Here is a 15,832-nt window from a genome sequence, read left to right on the forward strand (position 1 = left end):
GTCAGAATAGGGGGGTGAAAAAAAACTGATTATTTTTTGTTCTCTTTTGTGTGGCTTTTTGCTATGAAATAAATGCGTTTCTGTCGTTAAAATTCAAAAAATAATGATATCTTGCGGCTAAAATCTTTTAACTTCTGGTTAGCTGTCTTTTTTTGTCATGAATTTGTCATGGTGGGTTCTTATACTGCGCTGCATCTAGTGGGGTAAAGAAGGCTCATTCCTATGAATATCAAAGATGTGGCGGCGTTAGCAGGGGTGTCTCCTGCAAGTGTATCGCGATGTTTGAATAATACAGGTCCGATGAGCAAGGCGACTCGCGACCGTATTGAGAAAGTGGTCGCATTGACAGGATATGATACGGGCCGAACATCGAATCAGGTTGAGTGGAATCAAAACCCGACCATTGGTGTCATGATTCCTAGTTTGCTAAACCCCGTTTTTTCTGAAATTGTTGCGGGCATTCAAAAGCGAGCACGACATTTTGGTTATTCTGTTATCGTCGTGGATACGCAATATGAGCGTTGTCTTGAAAAACAAGCCATTATCGACCTCATTCGCCAACGCGTCGCTGGCGTGATTTTGACGACGACATCGGTGGATGATAATGACGCCTTATCTTTACTAAGGGAGTTTCGTTTCCCTTTTTGTCTTGTTCATAATCAATCAGTAAACGAGCCTTGTGTCTTTGTGGATAATTATCAAGCAGGCAGAGAGGTTGCAGCGCATTTTTTGTCTCTTGGTCATACAAAAGTCGGCATGGTGGCTGGCCGTTTTCTGTCTTCTGATCGAGCTAAGCAACGTTATGTAGGATTTACCGATTTTCTGCAAGAGCATTCTTCTGAGATCTCCAGTCAATTGATTGAAGTGGATCAATATGCCCTGACACCTTTTGATCAAACCCAATCGTCTTTTTTTGATTCCCCAAGTGCGCCGACAGCTTGGTTTTGCAGTAACGATTTGTTGGCGTTAAAGCTGGTGAATCATCTCAAGTCAAAAGGTGTGGCTGTGCCAGAAGCGGTATCAGTAGTGGGGTTTGACGGCATGGCTTTGGGGCAGATTCTTTACCCTCCATTAGCAACAATTCAAGTACCACACCACGATATGGGATTGTGTGCAGTGGATTTGCTGTTTAACGCCAAGCACAAAACGGCGTTTCCTTTAGCAAGACAATTAGATTACCAAACCCACTTTGTGGGAACCGTGGCTGAACGTCATCAGCCATCCAACATGCGAAGCGTTCAATAAGAAACGTTCTTTTAAAGAGAAGGAGAAAGTTGTGAGTATCTTAAAGCAGTTTACTAAACTGGCGGTCCTATCTTTAGGGTTGACCGCAGGAGCGTCTTACGCAGCGGATGCGATTTGTTATAACTGTCCACCTGAGTGGGCTAATTGGGGGGGGCAGCTGCAGCTGATCAAAAAAGACCTAGGTATTTCTATCCCAATGGATAATAAAAACTCAGGTCAGGCGTTATCGCAATTGGTGGCTGAAAAAAACAGTCCTGTTGCTGATGTGGTTTATTACGGTGTGTCGTTTGGTATCAAAGCCGCTGAAAAGGGGGTTGTTGCATCATATAAACCCAAAAATTGGGATAAAATTCCCAAAGGATTGAAAGACCCTAAAGGGCGCTGGTTCGCCATCCATTCTGGAACCATTGGTTTTTTTGTTAACAAAGATGCTCTAGATGGTCGTCCTGTTCCACAGTCTTGGAAAGACCTTTTGAAGCCAGAATATAAAGGTATGATTGGTTATCTTGATCCGACCAGTGCCTTTGTGGGTTATGCCAGTGCCGTGGCGATTAATCAGTCGTTTGGTGGCAATATGAGCAATTTTACCCCCGCCATCAATTACTTTAAAAAATTAGCCAAGAACGATCCGATTGTCCCCAAACAAACGGCTTACGCCCGCGTGATTTCTGGTGAGATTCCGATTCTGCTGGATTATGACTTCAATGCCTACCGTGCGAAATACAAAGACGGGGCGAATGTGCAGTTTGTGATTCCTAAAGAGGGCTCCATTGTGGTGCCTTACGTGATGAGCGAAGTCAAGAATGCACCACATCCTAAATTGGCTCATAAAATTTTAGACTTTGTCTTGTCTGATAAAGGGCAGCGTCTATGGGCTGAGGCCTATCTCCGTCCTGTCATTGCCTCTGCTATGACTCCAGAAATCGAGAAAAAATTCTTACCTGAGTCAGATTATAAACGAGCTAAACCCGTCAACTTCGCGAAAATGGCAGCCGCCCAGAATGGGTTTGCTCAGCGTTATTTAAACGAAGTTCATTAAGACCATCACGAAAAGAGCGGAGTGCGCATGCCGCTCTTTTTATTTCATTTTCTTGAACTATCTCGCAACGAAGCGTTTTTATGAAGAAAAATAGGCAATATATTTTATTGATGATTCCTGCGCTGGTTGTCAGCTTAGCGTTTTTTTTGCTGCCAATGGCGAAGCTGGTATGGCTATCTTTTGCGAAACAGCATGGCATCAGTTATTGGTACATTTTGACTAAACCAATGTATTTAAGCAGTTTGTGGTCAACCTTTTGGCTGTCTACCGTGGTTACCCTAGCCAGTTTGATCATTGCCACCATTGTTGGTTTGTTTTTGACTCGCCATGACTTCAAAGGCAAATCTATATTGGTTGCTATGTTGAGCTTTCCTTTGGTGTTCCCTGGGGTCGTCATTGGCTTTTTTGTCATTATGTTGGCAGGGCGACAAGGTTTGCTCGCTGAGTTGAGTCTTGCATTAACAGACGAACGGTGGACGCTCGCTTATTCTATTTCGGGCCTTTTTATTGGTTATTTGTATTTCTCTATTCCTCGCGTGGTACTGACGGTAATGGGCGCGGCGGAGAAGTTGGATGATAATTTGATTGAAGCGGGACGTTCCCTAGGAGCAAATCGTTGGCAGTTACTCCGGGATGTGACATTACCCGCACTGACTCCAGGTTTAATTTCGTCTGGCTCTATTTGCTTTGCTACCTCCATGGGGGCGTTTGGGACCGCTTTTACCTTGGCAACCAATCTCAATGTCTTGCCGATGACGATCTATACCGAATTTACCTTAAATGCGAATTTCGCTATGGCGGCCGCATTGAGTTTAATTCTTGGCTTTATTACTTGGGTATGTTTGACCATTGCGCGGCGTCAAGGTGGTTCGTCGTTAGGGATGGGAGGTTAATATGAAAAAGGGCGTGTTTTTTTATTTGCAATTGGCCTTCACTTTATTGATTTGTGCTTTCTTAATCGTGCCCGTTTTTATGTCAATCACGGCAGGCCTGACCAATAACTATTTTGTTGGTATTAAAAGTGGCTTGACCTTTCGTTGGGTCGAGCAGGTATGGGATATGTATTCCAATACCATTTGGCTAACCATGAAAATTGCCTTGGTAACAACCTTGGTCAATCTTTGTGTGGGTGTGCCTTGTGCCTACTATTTGGCGCGCACTCGAAGCAAATTATCGGCCTTTTTAGATGAGTGTTTAACCTTACCCATTGCCATCCCAGGTATGGCGATTGCGCTGGGGCTGATCTCTGTATACGGCGGTATCACTGAGTTTCGCATGAGCTGGTCGTTTATTTTAGTGGGTCATGTGATTTTTACTTTGCCCTTTATGGTGAAGTCCGTCTTAGCGGTTTTGCAAAGCATTAATTTCCGCGTATTGGAAGAAGGGGCCGCCAGTCTAGGGGCGAGTTTTTGGCAGCGTTTTTTTCATGTCATCGTGCCCAATTGCAAAACAGGTATCGTGAGCGGCATCTTGATGACCCTGACCTTGTCAGCAGGGGAGTTTAATTTAACCTGGATGTTGCATACGCCATTGACGAAAACCTTGCCCGTTGGCTTGGCGGATTCTTATGCTTCTATGCGGTTGGAAGTCAGCTCCGCTTACACCTTGATTTTCCTTGGTATGATTTTGCCTTTATTGATTGCCGCGCAATTTCTGAACCGTCGACCCAAGCGTAGCGCGTAGTTCGCATTAAACAGCCTTTATGAATGAATAAGATGAGTAACACAATGAAAAATGCATCAACGAGTGTGGCGATTACATTAAAGCAGGTTCAGAAAACCTTTTCTGATGGCACACTGGCCTTGAAGCCTTTAGACCTTCATATTGAACAGGGTGAAATTTTAGTTTTATTAGGGCCATCAGGTTGTGGCAAAACCACCACTTTGCGTCTTATTGCTGGCTTAGAATTTTGTGATCAGGGTGGTCAAATTCTGTTTGGTGAGCGGGATGTCACTCAGATAGCCATCGAACAGCGTCGTGTTGGTATGGTCTTTCAATCCTATGCACTGTTTCCCAATATGGATGTGAGTGAAAATATTGCTTATGGCTTGCGAGTGCGTGGTGAAAATAAAGCCACCCAACAGAAAAAAGTAAACGAAATGCTAGAGTTGTTTGACTTACAACCCTATGCCCAACGTGCGATCGATCAGCTATCTGGAGGTCAGCGTCAGCGAGTGGCTTTGGCTCGTGCCATCATTACCGAGCCAGAAGTGCTTTTACTCGACGAGCCATTATCCGCTTTGGATGCTTTGTTGAAAAAACGCTTACGGACCGATATTAACGCTTTGTTAAAACGTTTGGGCATTACGGCGGTGTACGTGACGCATGACCAAGAAGAAGCCATGGCGATGGGAGATCGTATTGCTATTTTGGATCATGGCGAAATCGCCCAAATAGGGACCGCTGAAGAGATTTATTTGTCACCTAACAGCGAGTTTGTGGCTAACTTTATTGGTCAAATGAACCATTTTGATGGTTTGTTACAAGGCCAAGCTTTGTCTTTTGGGAAGCAGTTTTTACCACTGTCTCCATCGCTGTATCAATCCTGCTCCGGAGGTAAGCGTCTTCGCTGTATGGCTCGTCCTGAAGATGTGTGTTTAATGGCGTTTGACGAGGCCACCGTTAAAGGGGCTGTGTCTCACAGTGTATTTTTAGGGGACAGAACACGAGTTTTAGTCGAAGTTGAAGGGCTGCAAGAGCCTGTGCATGTAGATTGTTTTGAGCGTAAGCGCTATACGATAGGGGATCGGGTGGGCTTAATGATTCCGCCATCACGTCTTGTGTTGTTACCCAATAGTGGTATGGAGTAAGTGCTATGCTGATTGCCCAACTAACGGACCTTCATATAAAAAAACAAGGTAAAATCGCCTATCAAAAAGTGGATACATTACAGTGTCTCAAACAGGCGGTGACGCACATTAATGGTCTCTCTCCCCAGCCAGATTGGGTGGTGGTAACAGGCGACTTAGGCGATTTTGGTGTCCCTGAAGAGTACGATGTGTTGGTACCAGAGCTAAAAAAATTGCATGCTCCCGTTAAAGTGATACCAGGGAATCACGACCATAGAGCATACCTTCGTGCTGCCTTTGAGGGTTTTTCAAGTTTTGATCATGCAGATTACTGCCACTTTTCCCATGTTGTGGATGGCTACCATTTGATAGGGCTGGACTCTTCTGTATTAGGTAAGCCATACGGACAGTTAACCCCAGACTCATTAGAGTGGTTAGCGACTCAGCTGGCCGACAAGTGTGACTTGCCAACCTTGATTTTTCTTCATCATCCGCCAATGAAGGTGGGGATTGACCATATGGATGTGCAAAAACTCCTCAATGATGATGAGTTATGGCAAGTACTTGAGCCTTATAAACAGGTAAAAGGACTAATAGCAGGGCACTTACATCGTGCTATATACGCCACATGGAATGGTTTACCTGTGTGGGTTGGACCCTCCCATAGTCATGCGGTGACGCTGGATTTAACCCCCAATGCGCCATCAAGGTTCTCCCTCGAACCGCCTGCTATCCAGTTGTTCAAGCTGGCGCCTGATAGTATTGTGAGTCATATTAGTTACATTGAGGTCGGTGAAAAATCAGCTGGGCCGTTTCCTTTTTTTGATGAGAATAACAAGCTGATTGACTAGAATAGGATAAGAAGCAGAAAGCACTTTAAGTCTTTCTGCTTTTTTTATTGACCTTGTTTTCAACTCACCTTTTTAACAATATTGCCACGCCTTCTTTTGCCTTGGTTGTTACTGATGACTGGCTTGCCTTGTTTCTGTGTTCGACTGACACTTGTTCACCGTACCGTAGAGTTGTTCTATGGCAATCTTAGGCAATACGAGTGTTTTGAGTATAGAGAATCGGACTGGAGCTTCGAGAGCGTCAAAGAGTTAGAGTTTGTCATTTATAACCTTGCTTGCACAACATTCACGGAGCGTCCGCAAGTGTTATGCAGTGAAGAGATATTCTTTGCTTTGATGGATGATAAGGCTATTTGGTCGACATTCTATAGCGAGGAAATGTCAGTCTTTGAAAGAATTGGGCGTCAAATACTCCTCCAATAAATGATTCTCTATATATCTTTACTATAGTTAATAGAAGAGCAAGTTTTGTTGTCTTTTTATATACAAATAGACGTTCTATGTCAGCTTTTTTATAAATGAAAAAACTATAAGGATGAAGCCGTTTCCTCCTAGAATATTAAAACAAAAGGAACTATAAATTATCTTAGAAGCTTTTTTAAAAGAAGCTAAAGATATTTATATATGACTTATTATAAATAAGTTGTTTTATGTATTCGAGGGATGATTATGACTACGATAACAGAAACATTCGCACTTAATATGAAAACGGTAAATACTGCCGTTGAAAGTAGGGTAGCCACTAAAAAATATGATATTGGCTTTTTGCACACCTCTGCTTTATCTGTTAAACACTTTGATGCCATTATGGCTGAGCTTGCGCCGGAGTTATCCGTTAAACATGAAGTGAGGCCCCACTTTTTGAGTCGAGCTCACGCCAATGGCATAGATAGAGTATTAGAAGGTGATGTGACGGCAGCCATAGAAGCGCTAAGCCAAAAATCGAAAGTGGTGGTCGTCACCTGTTCGTATATTGGGCAAGTAGCAGAAAATATCGGTATGCTTAATGATAGCCATATTGAAAGCATTGATAGAGCGATGGCGGACTTTGCGGTAGAGAGAGCAAATAATATATTGGTCTTATCAGCGTTACAGAGTACGTTAAAGCCAACTCGCGAGCTATTGAAATCTTCTATGAATCATTTTGGAGTAAAACCCTTAGTGACTCTTCAGTACGTTGATGATGCTTGGGAGCATTTTTTATCAGGCAATGAAAAAGGCTATTATGAGGACATAGCCAAAGTCTTAAGGGAAAAAGAACAAGACTATGACTTGATTCTGCTCGCTCAGTCCTCTATGGCGGGAGTGACTGATGATGTTGAACTTTCAATCCCAGTGATTAGTAGCCCTAGAATAGGTGTTGAGCGGGCTATTCAATTTTTGGCCTAACTTAACTGGATCATTTTTTCTGTTTAAAGCGAGTTTATATCATCCTAAAAAAGGGCGCCTTGGCGTCCTTTTTTGAATGTGTTTTTTATGATTCTTAAAAACTAACGCGAAACGGTTTTGAGGGTATTTAAGGAAGGCACCTTATAAAGAATGCATGCCTTTAAATCTTGTTCAATATGTCTTTCAGAAAGGCACCACTCTTTTTACGTACACCTAGATTCCTTCAGTATCACGTCTTAATGCTGCCTTAGTGCTCTGTAACGAGGAAAGCTTAATTTTAGGGTTAAAGGAAAATTAGCCTGCATAGCCAAAAAGAATGTTGAGTCTTCCAACTAAAACTAAGTGTTTCTTGAAGTGCTAGCGAAAAAATAGTTTCCAATTTCATGGAATGAATTTGGATGGGGGCAGGGTGTCTAGCCTAGATAATATTTCATGAATCTACTTAGTCAAAGTGGCCATAGAGTATCAAATACATCAGGTAAAAAAGCAGGATGATTAAATAATTATATAGTCAAACTGTTATTTCATGTAACATTTTTGAAGTATACTCGAGGTCTTATCGAATAATGGGGTATAACTCAGAGAAAATCTATTTATCAATGGTAAGAAACGTCCTTTGGAAGGGGGTATAGATCTAATGTATAGGGTTGTTTCCAAGTGATTAATATTTATTCCACTTTTTTTACGAATTATTTTCCTCCTCCAAAAAATCATCTAAATTTCTATATAGCCTATTTGTTTGCATGTTAATTGTTTTTTATTTACGATTTTTTTAATATTTTTAGTCTTATTTATTGCGATTTTTTTGTTTTTTGTGTGCTTTATGTTTTCTATTTACTTAAAAAGTATAAACATCATAAAAATAAAATCTTTATAAAACAGTGTCTTATAAAAAATCCTGTTAATTCTGATATTCATCGACATTTAATGGTTCAGCTTTTTGCTAATTTCCTTAGCGTGGCTTTGCTGCTTTAAGTCAATATAGTGATCCCTTTCAAATAGTTGACACATTTTAGAAAAATAGTGATAAATCAGTACTTATTATTTAAAGAAAGAAGTGTCTTCAAATAAAAAATAATAGTGTAGTTCACTTTTCCAACCTTTTTGCTTTCGTAGGGGAACGGCTATGGCTGATGGTAAGCTTAAGAAAAAATTAGGATTGTTAGACTTAACGCTGCTTGGAATCGGTTCTATGATCGGTTCTGGCTGGCTTTATGCCGCATTAAGAAGCTCCGGCTTTGCGGGAGCGTGGTCTGGTTATGCCTGGGCGTTGGGTGCCATTATGGTACTTTTTATTGGTCTGGTATTTGCTGAATTAGGGGCAAGTGTGCCACGTGCTGGAGGATTTGTTCGCTATCCAAATTTCACGCATGGTAATCTTGTTGGCTTTGTTATTGGTGTTAGTGCCTTATTGGCTTATACCAGTACGGCGGGGGTAGAAGTTGAGGCGGTTCGTCAATATGCCATGTATTGGTGGCCTGCATTAGGTCAGTCGGATGGCAGTCCGACGGATCTTGGCTTCTTTATGCAGATCCTTTTATTGGTATTTTTCTTCGCCTTAAATTATTGGAGTGTGAATGTTTTTGGTCGCATTAATACCATTGTTACTGCAATTAAATTCATTGTTCCTATCGTGGCAATCGTTATCTTTTTTGGCTACTTCAAAAGTGCGAATTTGCAAGTTCCTGCGACTCATCCAGGTGGGGTGCATGGAGTGTTTGCCTCACTAACTGGGGCAGGGATTGTTTTCGCTTACCTTGGTTTTCGCCAAGCGGTGGACTTTGCTGGTGAGGCGAAGAACCCACAACGAAATATTCCGATTGCCATTATGTTGGCACTAGGAGCCAGTTTTGTTATCTATATTCTGTTGCAATTCTCTTTTATGGGAGCCGTGCCATCAGACTTATTGAAAGCACATGGCTGGCATGGTCTTGCGAATGTGTTCAATTCTCCTTATGCGGATTTGGCTCGTTCTCTAGGGCTTGCTTGGTTGGTTAACTTAATTCTTGTGGACGCGGTTATTTCCCCAGCGGGTACAGGCAATATTTATTTGGCAGGCGCAAGTCGTATTTTGTTTGCTTGGGCAAAGAATGGACATTTATTTAAGGCGTTGGGTAAGGTGGATGTGAAGTCTGGTGTGCCTCGTGGTGCTCTGTGGTTGTCTCTGATTCTTGCCATTGCTTGGACGTTGCCTTCTGAGTTTCAGGTCTGGGGTGGTCTGATTGCAGCGGTTACATCGGCTAACGTGCTAACGTATATGCCAGGTCCTGTTAGTGCGGCAGTTTTCCGTAAGCGTCTTCCAAATTTGAAGCGTCCGTTTGTGTTACCAGCTTTTGCGATTATTAGTCCTCTAGCCTTCATCGCAAGTACTTTACTGATTTATTGGAGTAGTTGGGGCGTAGATGAACTGCTCTTACCTGTGTTGATGCTGGCGTGGGTCGGATATGCTTTATTTGCTAAGAATGATCAAGGAAAAGGCGATGTTAAGCGTGCCGTTTGGTTGCTTGTTTATTATATCGCGCTTTTCATCTTGTCGTACGCTGGTAACTTCGGCGGTAAGGGCTATGTTAGTTCACCCGTAGATATCATCATTCTTGTGATAATTTCTTTGGTGACTTACTTCTGGGGAATCGCCTCTAGTTATGAAACGCCGGTTATTCCTGAAGAAGAGGATGAGCATCAGGTTGAATATCATGAAGGGACAGAAGCAAAAACGGCTTAACATGGTAGTGTAATTATTCGCTATTATTAGCGTCTAAATCCCCCTCTGACACAGATGCTGTGTCAGAGGGGGATTTTTATTTAGTGATCGAAAAACCTTAAGATGCGTTGAATTAAGAAACCTTTATCTGGACGCTGATAGCGGGGGGAGGCCGTAAAATATTTTCCTATAGCCTGAGTGTCTTTATGGCGCTCATAAAAAAGCCAAGGCTTTGATTTATCAGTGGAGTCACCTTGGCTTGATTGATATCACTTTATTCTGCTGTAACGGTAAAAAGGTTAGCCAAGCTGATGTAGCTGCTGATAAGTATTACGTAACCAGACTTTCATACGCTGGCGTTCGGCAATATTCATGATGCTACGGTCATTGGCGACAGCCCAGAAACTACTGTTATTAAAGTCGATCTTCTGCGTTAACTTCGTTTGCAATCTAGGCAGCTCAATGATCAATGCGTCGCGTTCTACCGCCTTTTTATAGGTGTCAGACTTTTGGAAACGAGAGAAGTCATTGCCTCGACCATAGTTTTGTACGATGACAAAGTCCACCGACTCTTGTGGATAGCGCTCTAGGAGTTGATCAAGTAGAGTAATGGTATCGGCTCCATCGTCCATGACATGCCAAAGACAGACTTGGTAGCCCATTTCATCAAGTAGACCAAACACGTCAGTTTCTTCTATCCACTTTCCTAATGGTTTAGCTGTTTGTGCTGCTAAGTCGACAATTAAATCACGCTCTGGGTACTCTTCGACAGCGGCGAGCATACCATCTAAGCTGTCTTCTTCACCCACAATAATTGGGGAAGCGAAATCACTGTAAAAACGAGAAAAAGTAGCATGAGAGGCGTCACAGTCGAAGCCTAAAAAAGGTTTTTCATTATCGATATAAAATTGTGCTAATACCCGAGCCGTCATGGACTTACCCACACCGCCTTTTTCACCACCAACAAAATGTACCTTAGCCATTGATATCTCCCTATTACTGGAGGTTTAAGTGTTTAGAGTGAGTGTTTTTTTCTATTATTCTGCTAGCTGGCAGAATAATAGAAAAAAATTCAGAGCTTCTACTGTAGCAATAAAACATGACAAATAATTATTTTTATCGGAAAAAGGAAAGCCAATCGTTAAAACAATTGGCTTTGATTTCCATCAAGTTAGATGGGGAAGTGCTTAATAATAAATCCAAATTATAGTAAGCCTAGTGACTCCATAGCCTGACGGATCGCCGCTTTACTACTGTCCTGTAACGCGGTAATCGGCAGACGGCACTCTTCGGTACATAACCCCAGCAATGACATAGCGTACTTAGCGCCTGCTGGGTTGGGCTCTAGAAATAATGCACTGTGAAGGGCAAACAACTTGTCTTGTAGATGCATGGCATCGGTGAATTTACCTTCCGCACACAGCTGTTGCAGTTCGACTATTTGTTTTGGCGCAACGTTGGACGAAACTGAAATACAGCCATTTCCTCCGCCAACGTTGTAGGCGACGCTGTTAACATCATCGCCACTTAAGAAGCAAAAGGGTTTATGGATGAGCGCGCGTTCACGAATAGGACGAGTGAGGTCCCCAGTGGAGTCTTTGACGCCGATGATGCGAGGCATCTCGGCTAACTGGGCAAGCGTATTGACCTCTACGCCGACAATGCTTCTAGGTGGAATGTTATAGATGATGATCGGGAGTTGGGTGTTGTCATGGACATGTTTGTAGTGTTGATACAGGCCAACTTGATTTGGGCGATTATAGTAACCTGCGACATGTAAAGTGGCATCGGCACCCGCTCGATAAGCATATTCTGAGTAAGTAACCGCTTCCACCGGATTGTTCGAGCCTGCTCCTGCGAGAATAGGGACTGCTTTATTAGTTTCTTCCACCGTGATTTCAATAACACGTTTATGTTCCGCTTCGCTTAGAGTTGGGGATTCCCCTGTGGTACCAACTGGAACCAGCCCGTTGATGCCTTGATCTATTTGCCAGCGAACAATATTACGCAATGCGACTTCATCAAGCTGTCCGTCACGAAATGGGGTGATTAATGCAGTGATGGCACCATGAAACATACTATTACCTCAATGGTTGTTATTTATATTTGGCTAAAGTAACCGGAGGCCTGCCGCTGAGGAGTGTATGTGCCCGTCAGCGATGAAGCTGCCGGGGAAATGTTTTCTTAAATCCACACGCCAGCTACACAAGGTGGTTTCACCTTACGTTTATCGCCGTTGCGTTTTTTTGCAGGAGTTAAGAACAAAAATATCATGTTATGAGTCTGTTTTTATTAATGCTGCCTTATGCTGACTGTTTTATTTATAAAGGTCAATAGTCAAAAAGCGCTGAAACTTGTTAGTAATTACCCCAGCAATCGGTTAATATTCGTCCAAGCTATTAATTAGTATGGCCTTGTTAACATATTCCCAAATAAAAAAACTTCCGACTTCCATGGAGCCAAATACCCAAAAGGTGTGTCTGGTCGGTGGTTAATTGTGTGAGAAAACTATGCAGGATATGCTTCATACACTGATGGAACGACATTTGAAAGGGCGCACATTAGATTCTGATGTTGCTTCTTTCATTGAAGAGCTTTCTCAAGCAATGCAGCAACAGCAACAGCAAGTGCAGTTATTAGAGCGTTCTTTAGAGCTTGCTTCCAATGAGTTATATCAAGGTCGCGATTACCTTCATATGAGTCAAGAGCTGTTTGATGCTACTTTCCACGCGGCAAAAGATGCCATGCTCATCATTGTGCAGAACGATGAGAGCTGTATTCGCTATAATCAATTATTTGCCAGTATGTGGCGTTTGCCTGCTTCTTATGGCTATGAAATTACCCCATCCAGCTTGCAGCAATTCATGCAGCCAGCGTTTGATGACCTCGATACTTTTTACAGCATTTTTAATGCCATTATTCGTAATGATCAAGACTCAGTTGGAGAAATTCGCCTAAAAGATGGCCGCTATATAGAGTATGAATGCCGTATTAGAGAACAGCCTGGTAATCATATTAGCCGCTTGTGGATGATGACAGATATTACTGAGCGTAAGCTTGATAAGAAAGCCTTAGAAGCCTCTGCTCATGATTTGAGGTTAGCCCACCGATTAGCCAAAATGGGGGCGTGGACATACGATATTGATCGTCAAGAGTTTCGTTTGTCCGCAGAATTATTGACCTTGCTTGACATATCATGTGATAAGACGCGAATTTCTGCTAATACGTTTTTCAGCTTAGTGCCTTCTCAAGATAAAGTTAAGATCATGCAGCTATTTAGTGATGCAGCATCTAATAAGCAGTCTTTTAAAATCGAGACAACCTTTTATTTAGCGGATGAAGAAGAACGTCATGTTGTGATTCGTGGTGGCTTTAAGCAGAGTGACTCTTGTACTTGTTTATTGGGAGTGTTACAGGACGTTTCCGATAGCTACCATACTTCTGAACAGATAAAGTTGTCATCACGCTTTTTTCAATCTTCTTTGCAAGGCAATATCCTATTGGATCGTCAGCGTAATATTATTGACTTTAATGATGTGGCTTGTGAAATTTTCCATTTAGAACGCAATGAGTTCGCATCTGGCATAATGTCACGTCTGAAGAGTGCTTGGACGGCCAATATGTCGATTTCAGGTATGTGGAGCTATGTAATAGAGCACGGTAGCTGGTCAGGAGAAGTGTACTTCTCAAGTTCAGATCTATCAGACAAAATATTATGGTTATCTCTTGAGGCATATAAAAATAGCCATGGCAAAATTGTCAATTTTATCGCGATTGTTAATGACATTACGGAATCGAAAAAGACACAAGAAAAGCTTCATCAAATTGCGTATTTTGATTCCCAAACTAGGCTACCTAACCGTCTCCAGTTTGAGCGTTTTTTAAGCCAAAAATTGCGTGCAATGGCTTTTACGAAAGAGCCATTAGCGTTGATTTACTTAGATTTAGATCGTTTTAAATATGTGAATGATTCGCTAGGCCATCATGCTGGCGATGCCTTATTGACCTTGGTTGGTGAGCGGCTTCGGGAAAGTGTTCCTGATGCTTTGATGATTGCTCGTCAGGGCGGCGATGAGTTTGTATTAATTCTGTCGGGTTATGTGAATTATGATGGGGTTGCTCAACGCTGCGAAAAAATAGTTAGTGCTTTGTCTAGTGTTTTTATGATTGACGATAACCCCGTCTATGTCGGTGCCAGTTTGGGTGTTGTCGAGTTACCCAAACATACTTCTGATATGGTGACCGCCATGCGTTACGCGGATATTTCTCTGTATAAGGCGAAAAGTGCTGGTAAAGGGTGTTATCGTTTCTGGCAAAGTGAATATCTCACAGACGTTACACCGGAAAGAATGCGTTTGGAATCTGAGCTTCGCGAAGGGATAGAGAATGGGGAGTTGGAGCTTCATTATCAGCCAAAAGTTGAGGCGGAGACAGGGCAACACTGTGGCCTAGAGGCTCTGGTGCGATGGCAGCACCCGAAACTGGGACTGCTTTACCCTGATCAATTTATTTCTATTGCCGAAGAAACTAATTTGATTATCGAGCTGGATCGGTGGGTGATTCGTGCGGTCGCACATCAACAGGCTGAATGGCGGTCAGCAGGCTTTGAGTTGTTACCCGTTTCGATCAATGTTTCTGCCACCCACGCTAGTCGTCATGAATTGGTTGTGCTGTTTGCCGAGATATTAGCAGCGTATCCGTACCTTGCGAATTATATTGAAATTGAGCTGACTGAAACCGCTATTATGGCGAACCCAGATCAAGCCACCTTGTCTTTAAACAGTTTATTGGAAATGGGAGTGAAGTCATCAGTAGATGACTTTGGTTCTGGCTACACGTCCCTTGGGTATTTGAAGAAGTTGAATGCTAATACCTTAAAAATAGATCGTAGCTTTATCAATGGCATAACCACAGATTTTTATGATCGTGATGTTGCTAAAGCCATCATCGCTTTGGCCAATAGTATGTCGATGGAAGTGGTGGCGGAAGGTATTGAAACCAAGGCACAATGGGATTTATTGCGTGAGTTTGGCTGTCAGTATCTGCAAGGATTTTATTTCTCAAGACCATTAACTGTCGCGTGCATGACGCATATTTTGAAGCATCGTTTAGAAGAAGCTCCCATGTTATCATAGTGTTAAAATCCTTCTTATGTTTTGCTTCCTGATACAGGATAAATAATAACAATATGGATACCTCTACTTTTTTTTCCCTTGCGACAATTTGTGTGATGGGAGCGATTTCACCTGGCCCGAGTTTGGCGGTTATTCTTAGGGTGACACTTTCCCAGTCTTCCTACCACGGTGCGGTTGCCGCACTTGCCCATGGTTTTGGCATTGGTTTGTGGGCGCTGTTTACCATGCAGGGTTTGGCCATTTTAATGCTTCATTACCCCTCTGCTTTTCATGTTATAGCAATGCTTGGTGGTTTATATCTTGCCTGGCTAGGAATTAAGGCTTTGCGCTTTGCGGGCCAGGGCAGCCAAGAGCAGCGCGTTGTTACAAGTGTATCCTATTGGCAATCGGCTCGTGATGGGTTGGCTATTGCTTTGATGAACCCAAAAGCGGCATTATTTTTTCTTGCTTTGTTCAGCCAGTATATTAACAGCAATATGGGGGCGGTTTTAAAAATGCAACTTTGGGGCATGGTGTTTGCCATCGATACGGTTTGGTATTTATTAGTTGCCTTGTTGCTGGCAGGTGGCCCTCTATTACGTTGGTTAAAACGTAATAGAGTATGGGTAGATCGCATTATGGGGTGTTTATTAATGGGTTTGGGGTTAAGTATCTTTTTACGTTAGTTATTTACTGCGCTTTTA

General features: G+C 42.6%; 12 protein-coding genes. 10 read left to right on the plus strand and 2 right to left on the minus strand.

Annotated elements, in window-relative coordinates:
- Positions 1-222 precede the first annotated feature (222 nt).
- From MSP8886_RS10200 to MSP8886_RS10240, 8 genes are all read left to right on the plus strand, one after another.
- The gene (locus MSP8886_RS10200; protein WP_067016011.1) at positions 223-1,245 is read left to right on the plus strand and encodes a substrate-binding domain-containing protein; all 1,023 of its coding nucleotides are present in this window, start codon (positions 223-225) and stop codon (positions 1,243-1,245) included.
- Positions 1,246-1,276: 31 nt separating this feature from the next.
- The gene (locus MSP8886_RS10205; RefSeq protein ID WP_245659073.1) at positions 1,277-2,284 is read left to right on the plus strand and encodes an ABC transporter substrate-binding protein; all 1,008 of its coding nucleotides are present in this window, start codon (positions 1,277-1,279) and stop codon (positions 2,282-2,284) included.
- Positions 2,285-2,364: 80 nt separating this feature from the next.
- Complete coding sequence (locus MSP8886_RS10210; protein ID WP_067016014.1) at positions 2,365-3,177, plus strand: ABC transporter permease; 813 nt, start codon at positions 2,365-2,367, stop codon at positions 3,175-3,177.
- A gap of 1 nt (position 3,178) precedes the next feature.
- On the plus strand, positions 3,179-3,967 hold the full coding sequence (locus MSP8886_RS10215) for an ABC transporter permease (protein ID WP_067016017.1): 789 nt from the start codon (positions 3,179-3,181) through the stop codon (positions 3,965-3,967).
- 44 nt (positions 3,968-4,011) lie between these two features.
- Positions 4,012-5,094 carry an ABC transporter ATP-binding protein gene (locus MSP8886_RS10220; protein WP_067016020.1) on the plus strand — a complete coding sequence of 361 codons (1,083 nt, stop codon included), beginning with the start codon at positions 4,012-4,014 and terminating at the stop codon, positions 5,092-5,094.
- A gap of 5 nt (positions 5,095-5,099) precedes the next feature.
- Positions 5,100-5,924, plus strand: a complete 825-nt coding sequence (locus tag MSP8886_RS10225; protein WP_067016023.1) for a phosphodiesterase — start codon at positions 5,100-5,102, stop codon at positions 5,922-5,924.
- 669 nt (positions 5,925-6,593) lie between these two features.
- On the plus strand, positions 6,594-7,313 hold the full coding sequence (locus MSP8886_RS10235; RefSeq protein ID WP_217491127.1) for an aspartate/glutamate racemase family protein: 720 nt from the start codon (positions 6,594-6,596) through the stop codon (positions 7,311-7,313).
- 1,126 nt (positions 7,314-8,439) lie between these two features.
- Positions 8,440-10,035: an APC family permease gene (locus tag MSP8886_RS10240; RefSeq protein ID WP_067016029.1), complete on the plus strand. Its 1,596-nt coding sequence runs from the start codon at positions 8,440-8,442 to the stop codon at positions 10,033-10,035.
- Between the two features lie 278 nt (positions 10,036-10,313).
- Here MSP8886_RS10240 and MSP8886_RS10245 read toward each other — a convergent pair whose 3' ends face one another.
- Together MSP8886_RS10245 and dapA are read right to left on the minus strand one after the other, a co-directional pair.
- Positions 10,314-10,997, minus strand: a complete 684-nt coding sequence (locus MSP8886_RS10245) for a P-loop NTPase family protein (RefSeq protein WP_067016032.1) — start codon at positions 10,995-10,997, stop codon at positions 10,314-10,316.
- Between the two features lie 221 nt (positions 10,998-11,218).
- Entirely contained in the window at positions 11,219-12,091 is an 873-nt protein-coding gene (gene dapA, locus MSP8886_RS10250; RefSeq protein WP_067016035.1) for a 4-hydroxy-tetrahydrodipicolinate synthase, read from the minus strand.
- A 433-nt stretch (positions 12,092-12,524) separates the two neighbouring features.
- Here dapA and MSP8886_RS10255 point away from each other — a divergent pair, with 433 nt between their 5' ends.
- Both MSP8886_RS10255 and MSP8886_RS10260 read left to right on the plus strand, forming a co-directional pair.
- A complete protein-coding gene (locus tag MSP8886_RS10255) occupies positions 12,525-15,149 on the plus strand; it encodes an EAL domain-containing protein (RefSeq protein ID WP_067016038.1) in 2,625 nt (874 codons plus the stop codon).
- Positions 15,150-15,202: 53 nt separating this feature from the next.
- Entirely contained in the window at positions 15,203-15,814 is a 612-nt protein-coding gene (locus tag MSP8886_RS10260) for a LysE family translocator (protein WP_067016041.1), read from the plus strand.
- The last annotated feature ends 18 nt before the right edge of the window (positions 15,815-15,832 follow it).

The organism is Marinomonas spartinae (genome assembly GCF_900089775.1).
In the GTDB taxonomy this organism is placed as follows: Bacteria; Pseudomonadota; Gammaproteobacteria; order Pseudomonadales; family Marinomonadaceae; genus Marinomonas; species Marinomonas spartinae.

Bases quoted from the DNA above. Each gene is read 5' to 3' on its own strand.
- MSP8886_RS10235 (WP_217491127.1), top strand. From the start codon at position 6,594: ATGACTACGATAACAGAAACATTCGCACTTAATATGAAAACGGTAAAT.
- MSP8886_RS10240 (WP_067016029.1), top strand. From the start codon at position 8,440: ATGGCTGATGGTAAGCTTAAGAAAAAATTAGGATTGTTAGACTTAACG.
- MSP8886_RS10215 (WP_067016017.1), top strand. From the start codon at position 3,179: ATGAAAAAGGGCGTGTTTTTTTATTTGCAATTGGCCTTCACTTTATTG.
- MSP8886_RS10200 (WP_067016011.1), top strand. From the start codon at position 223: ATGAATATCAAAGATGTGGCGGCGTTAGCAGGGGTGTCTCCTGCAAGT.
- MSP8886_RS10220 (WP_067016020.1), top strand. From the start codon at position 4,012: ATGAAAAATGCATCAACGAGTGTGGCGATTACATTAAAGCAGGTTCAG.
- MSP8886_RS10225 (WP_067016023.1), top strand. From the start codon at position 5,100: ATGCTGATTGCCCAACTAACGGACCTTCATATAAAAAAACAAGGTAAA.
- MSP8886_RS10210 (WP_067016014.1), top strand. From the start codon at position 2,365: ATGAAGAAAAATAGGCAATATATTTTATTGATGATTCCTGCGCTGGTT.
- MSP8886_RS10260 (WP_067016041.1), top strand. From the start codon at position 15,203: ATGGATACCTCTACTTTTTTTTCCCTTGCGACAATTTGTGTGATGGGA.
- MSP8886_RS10245 (WP_067016032.1), bottom strand. From the start codon at position 10,997: ATGGCTAAGGTACATTTTGTTGGTGGTGAAAAAGGCGGTGTGGGTAAG.
- dapA (WP_067016035.1), bottom strand. From the start codon at position 12,091: ATGTTTCATGGTGCCATCACTGCATTAATCACCCCATTTCGTGACGGA.
- MSP8886_RS10255 (WP_067016038.1), top strand. From the start codon at position 12,525: ATGCAGGATATGCTTCATACACTGATGGAACGACATTTGAAAGGGCGC.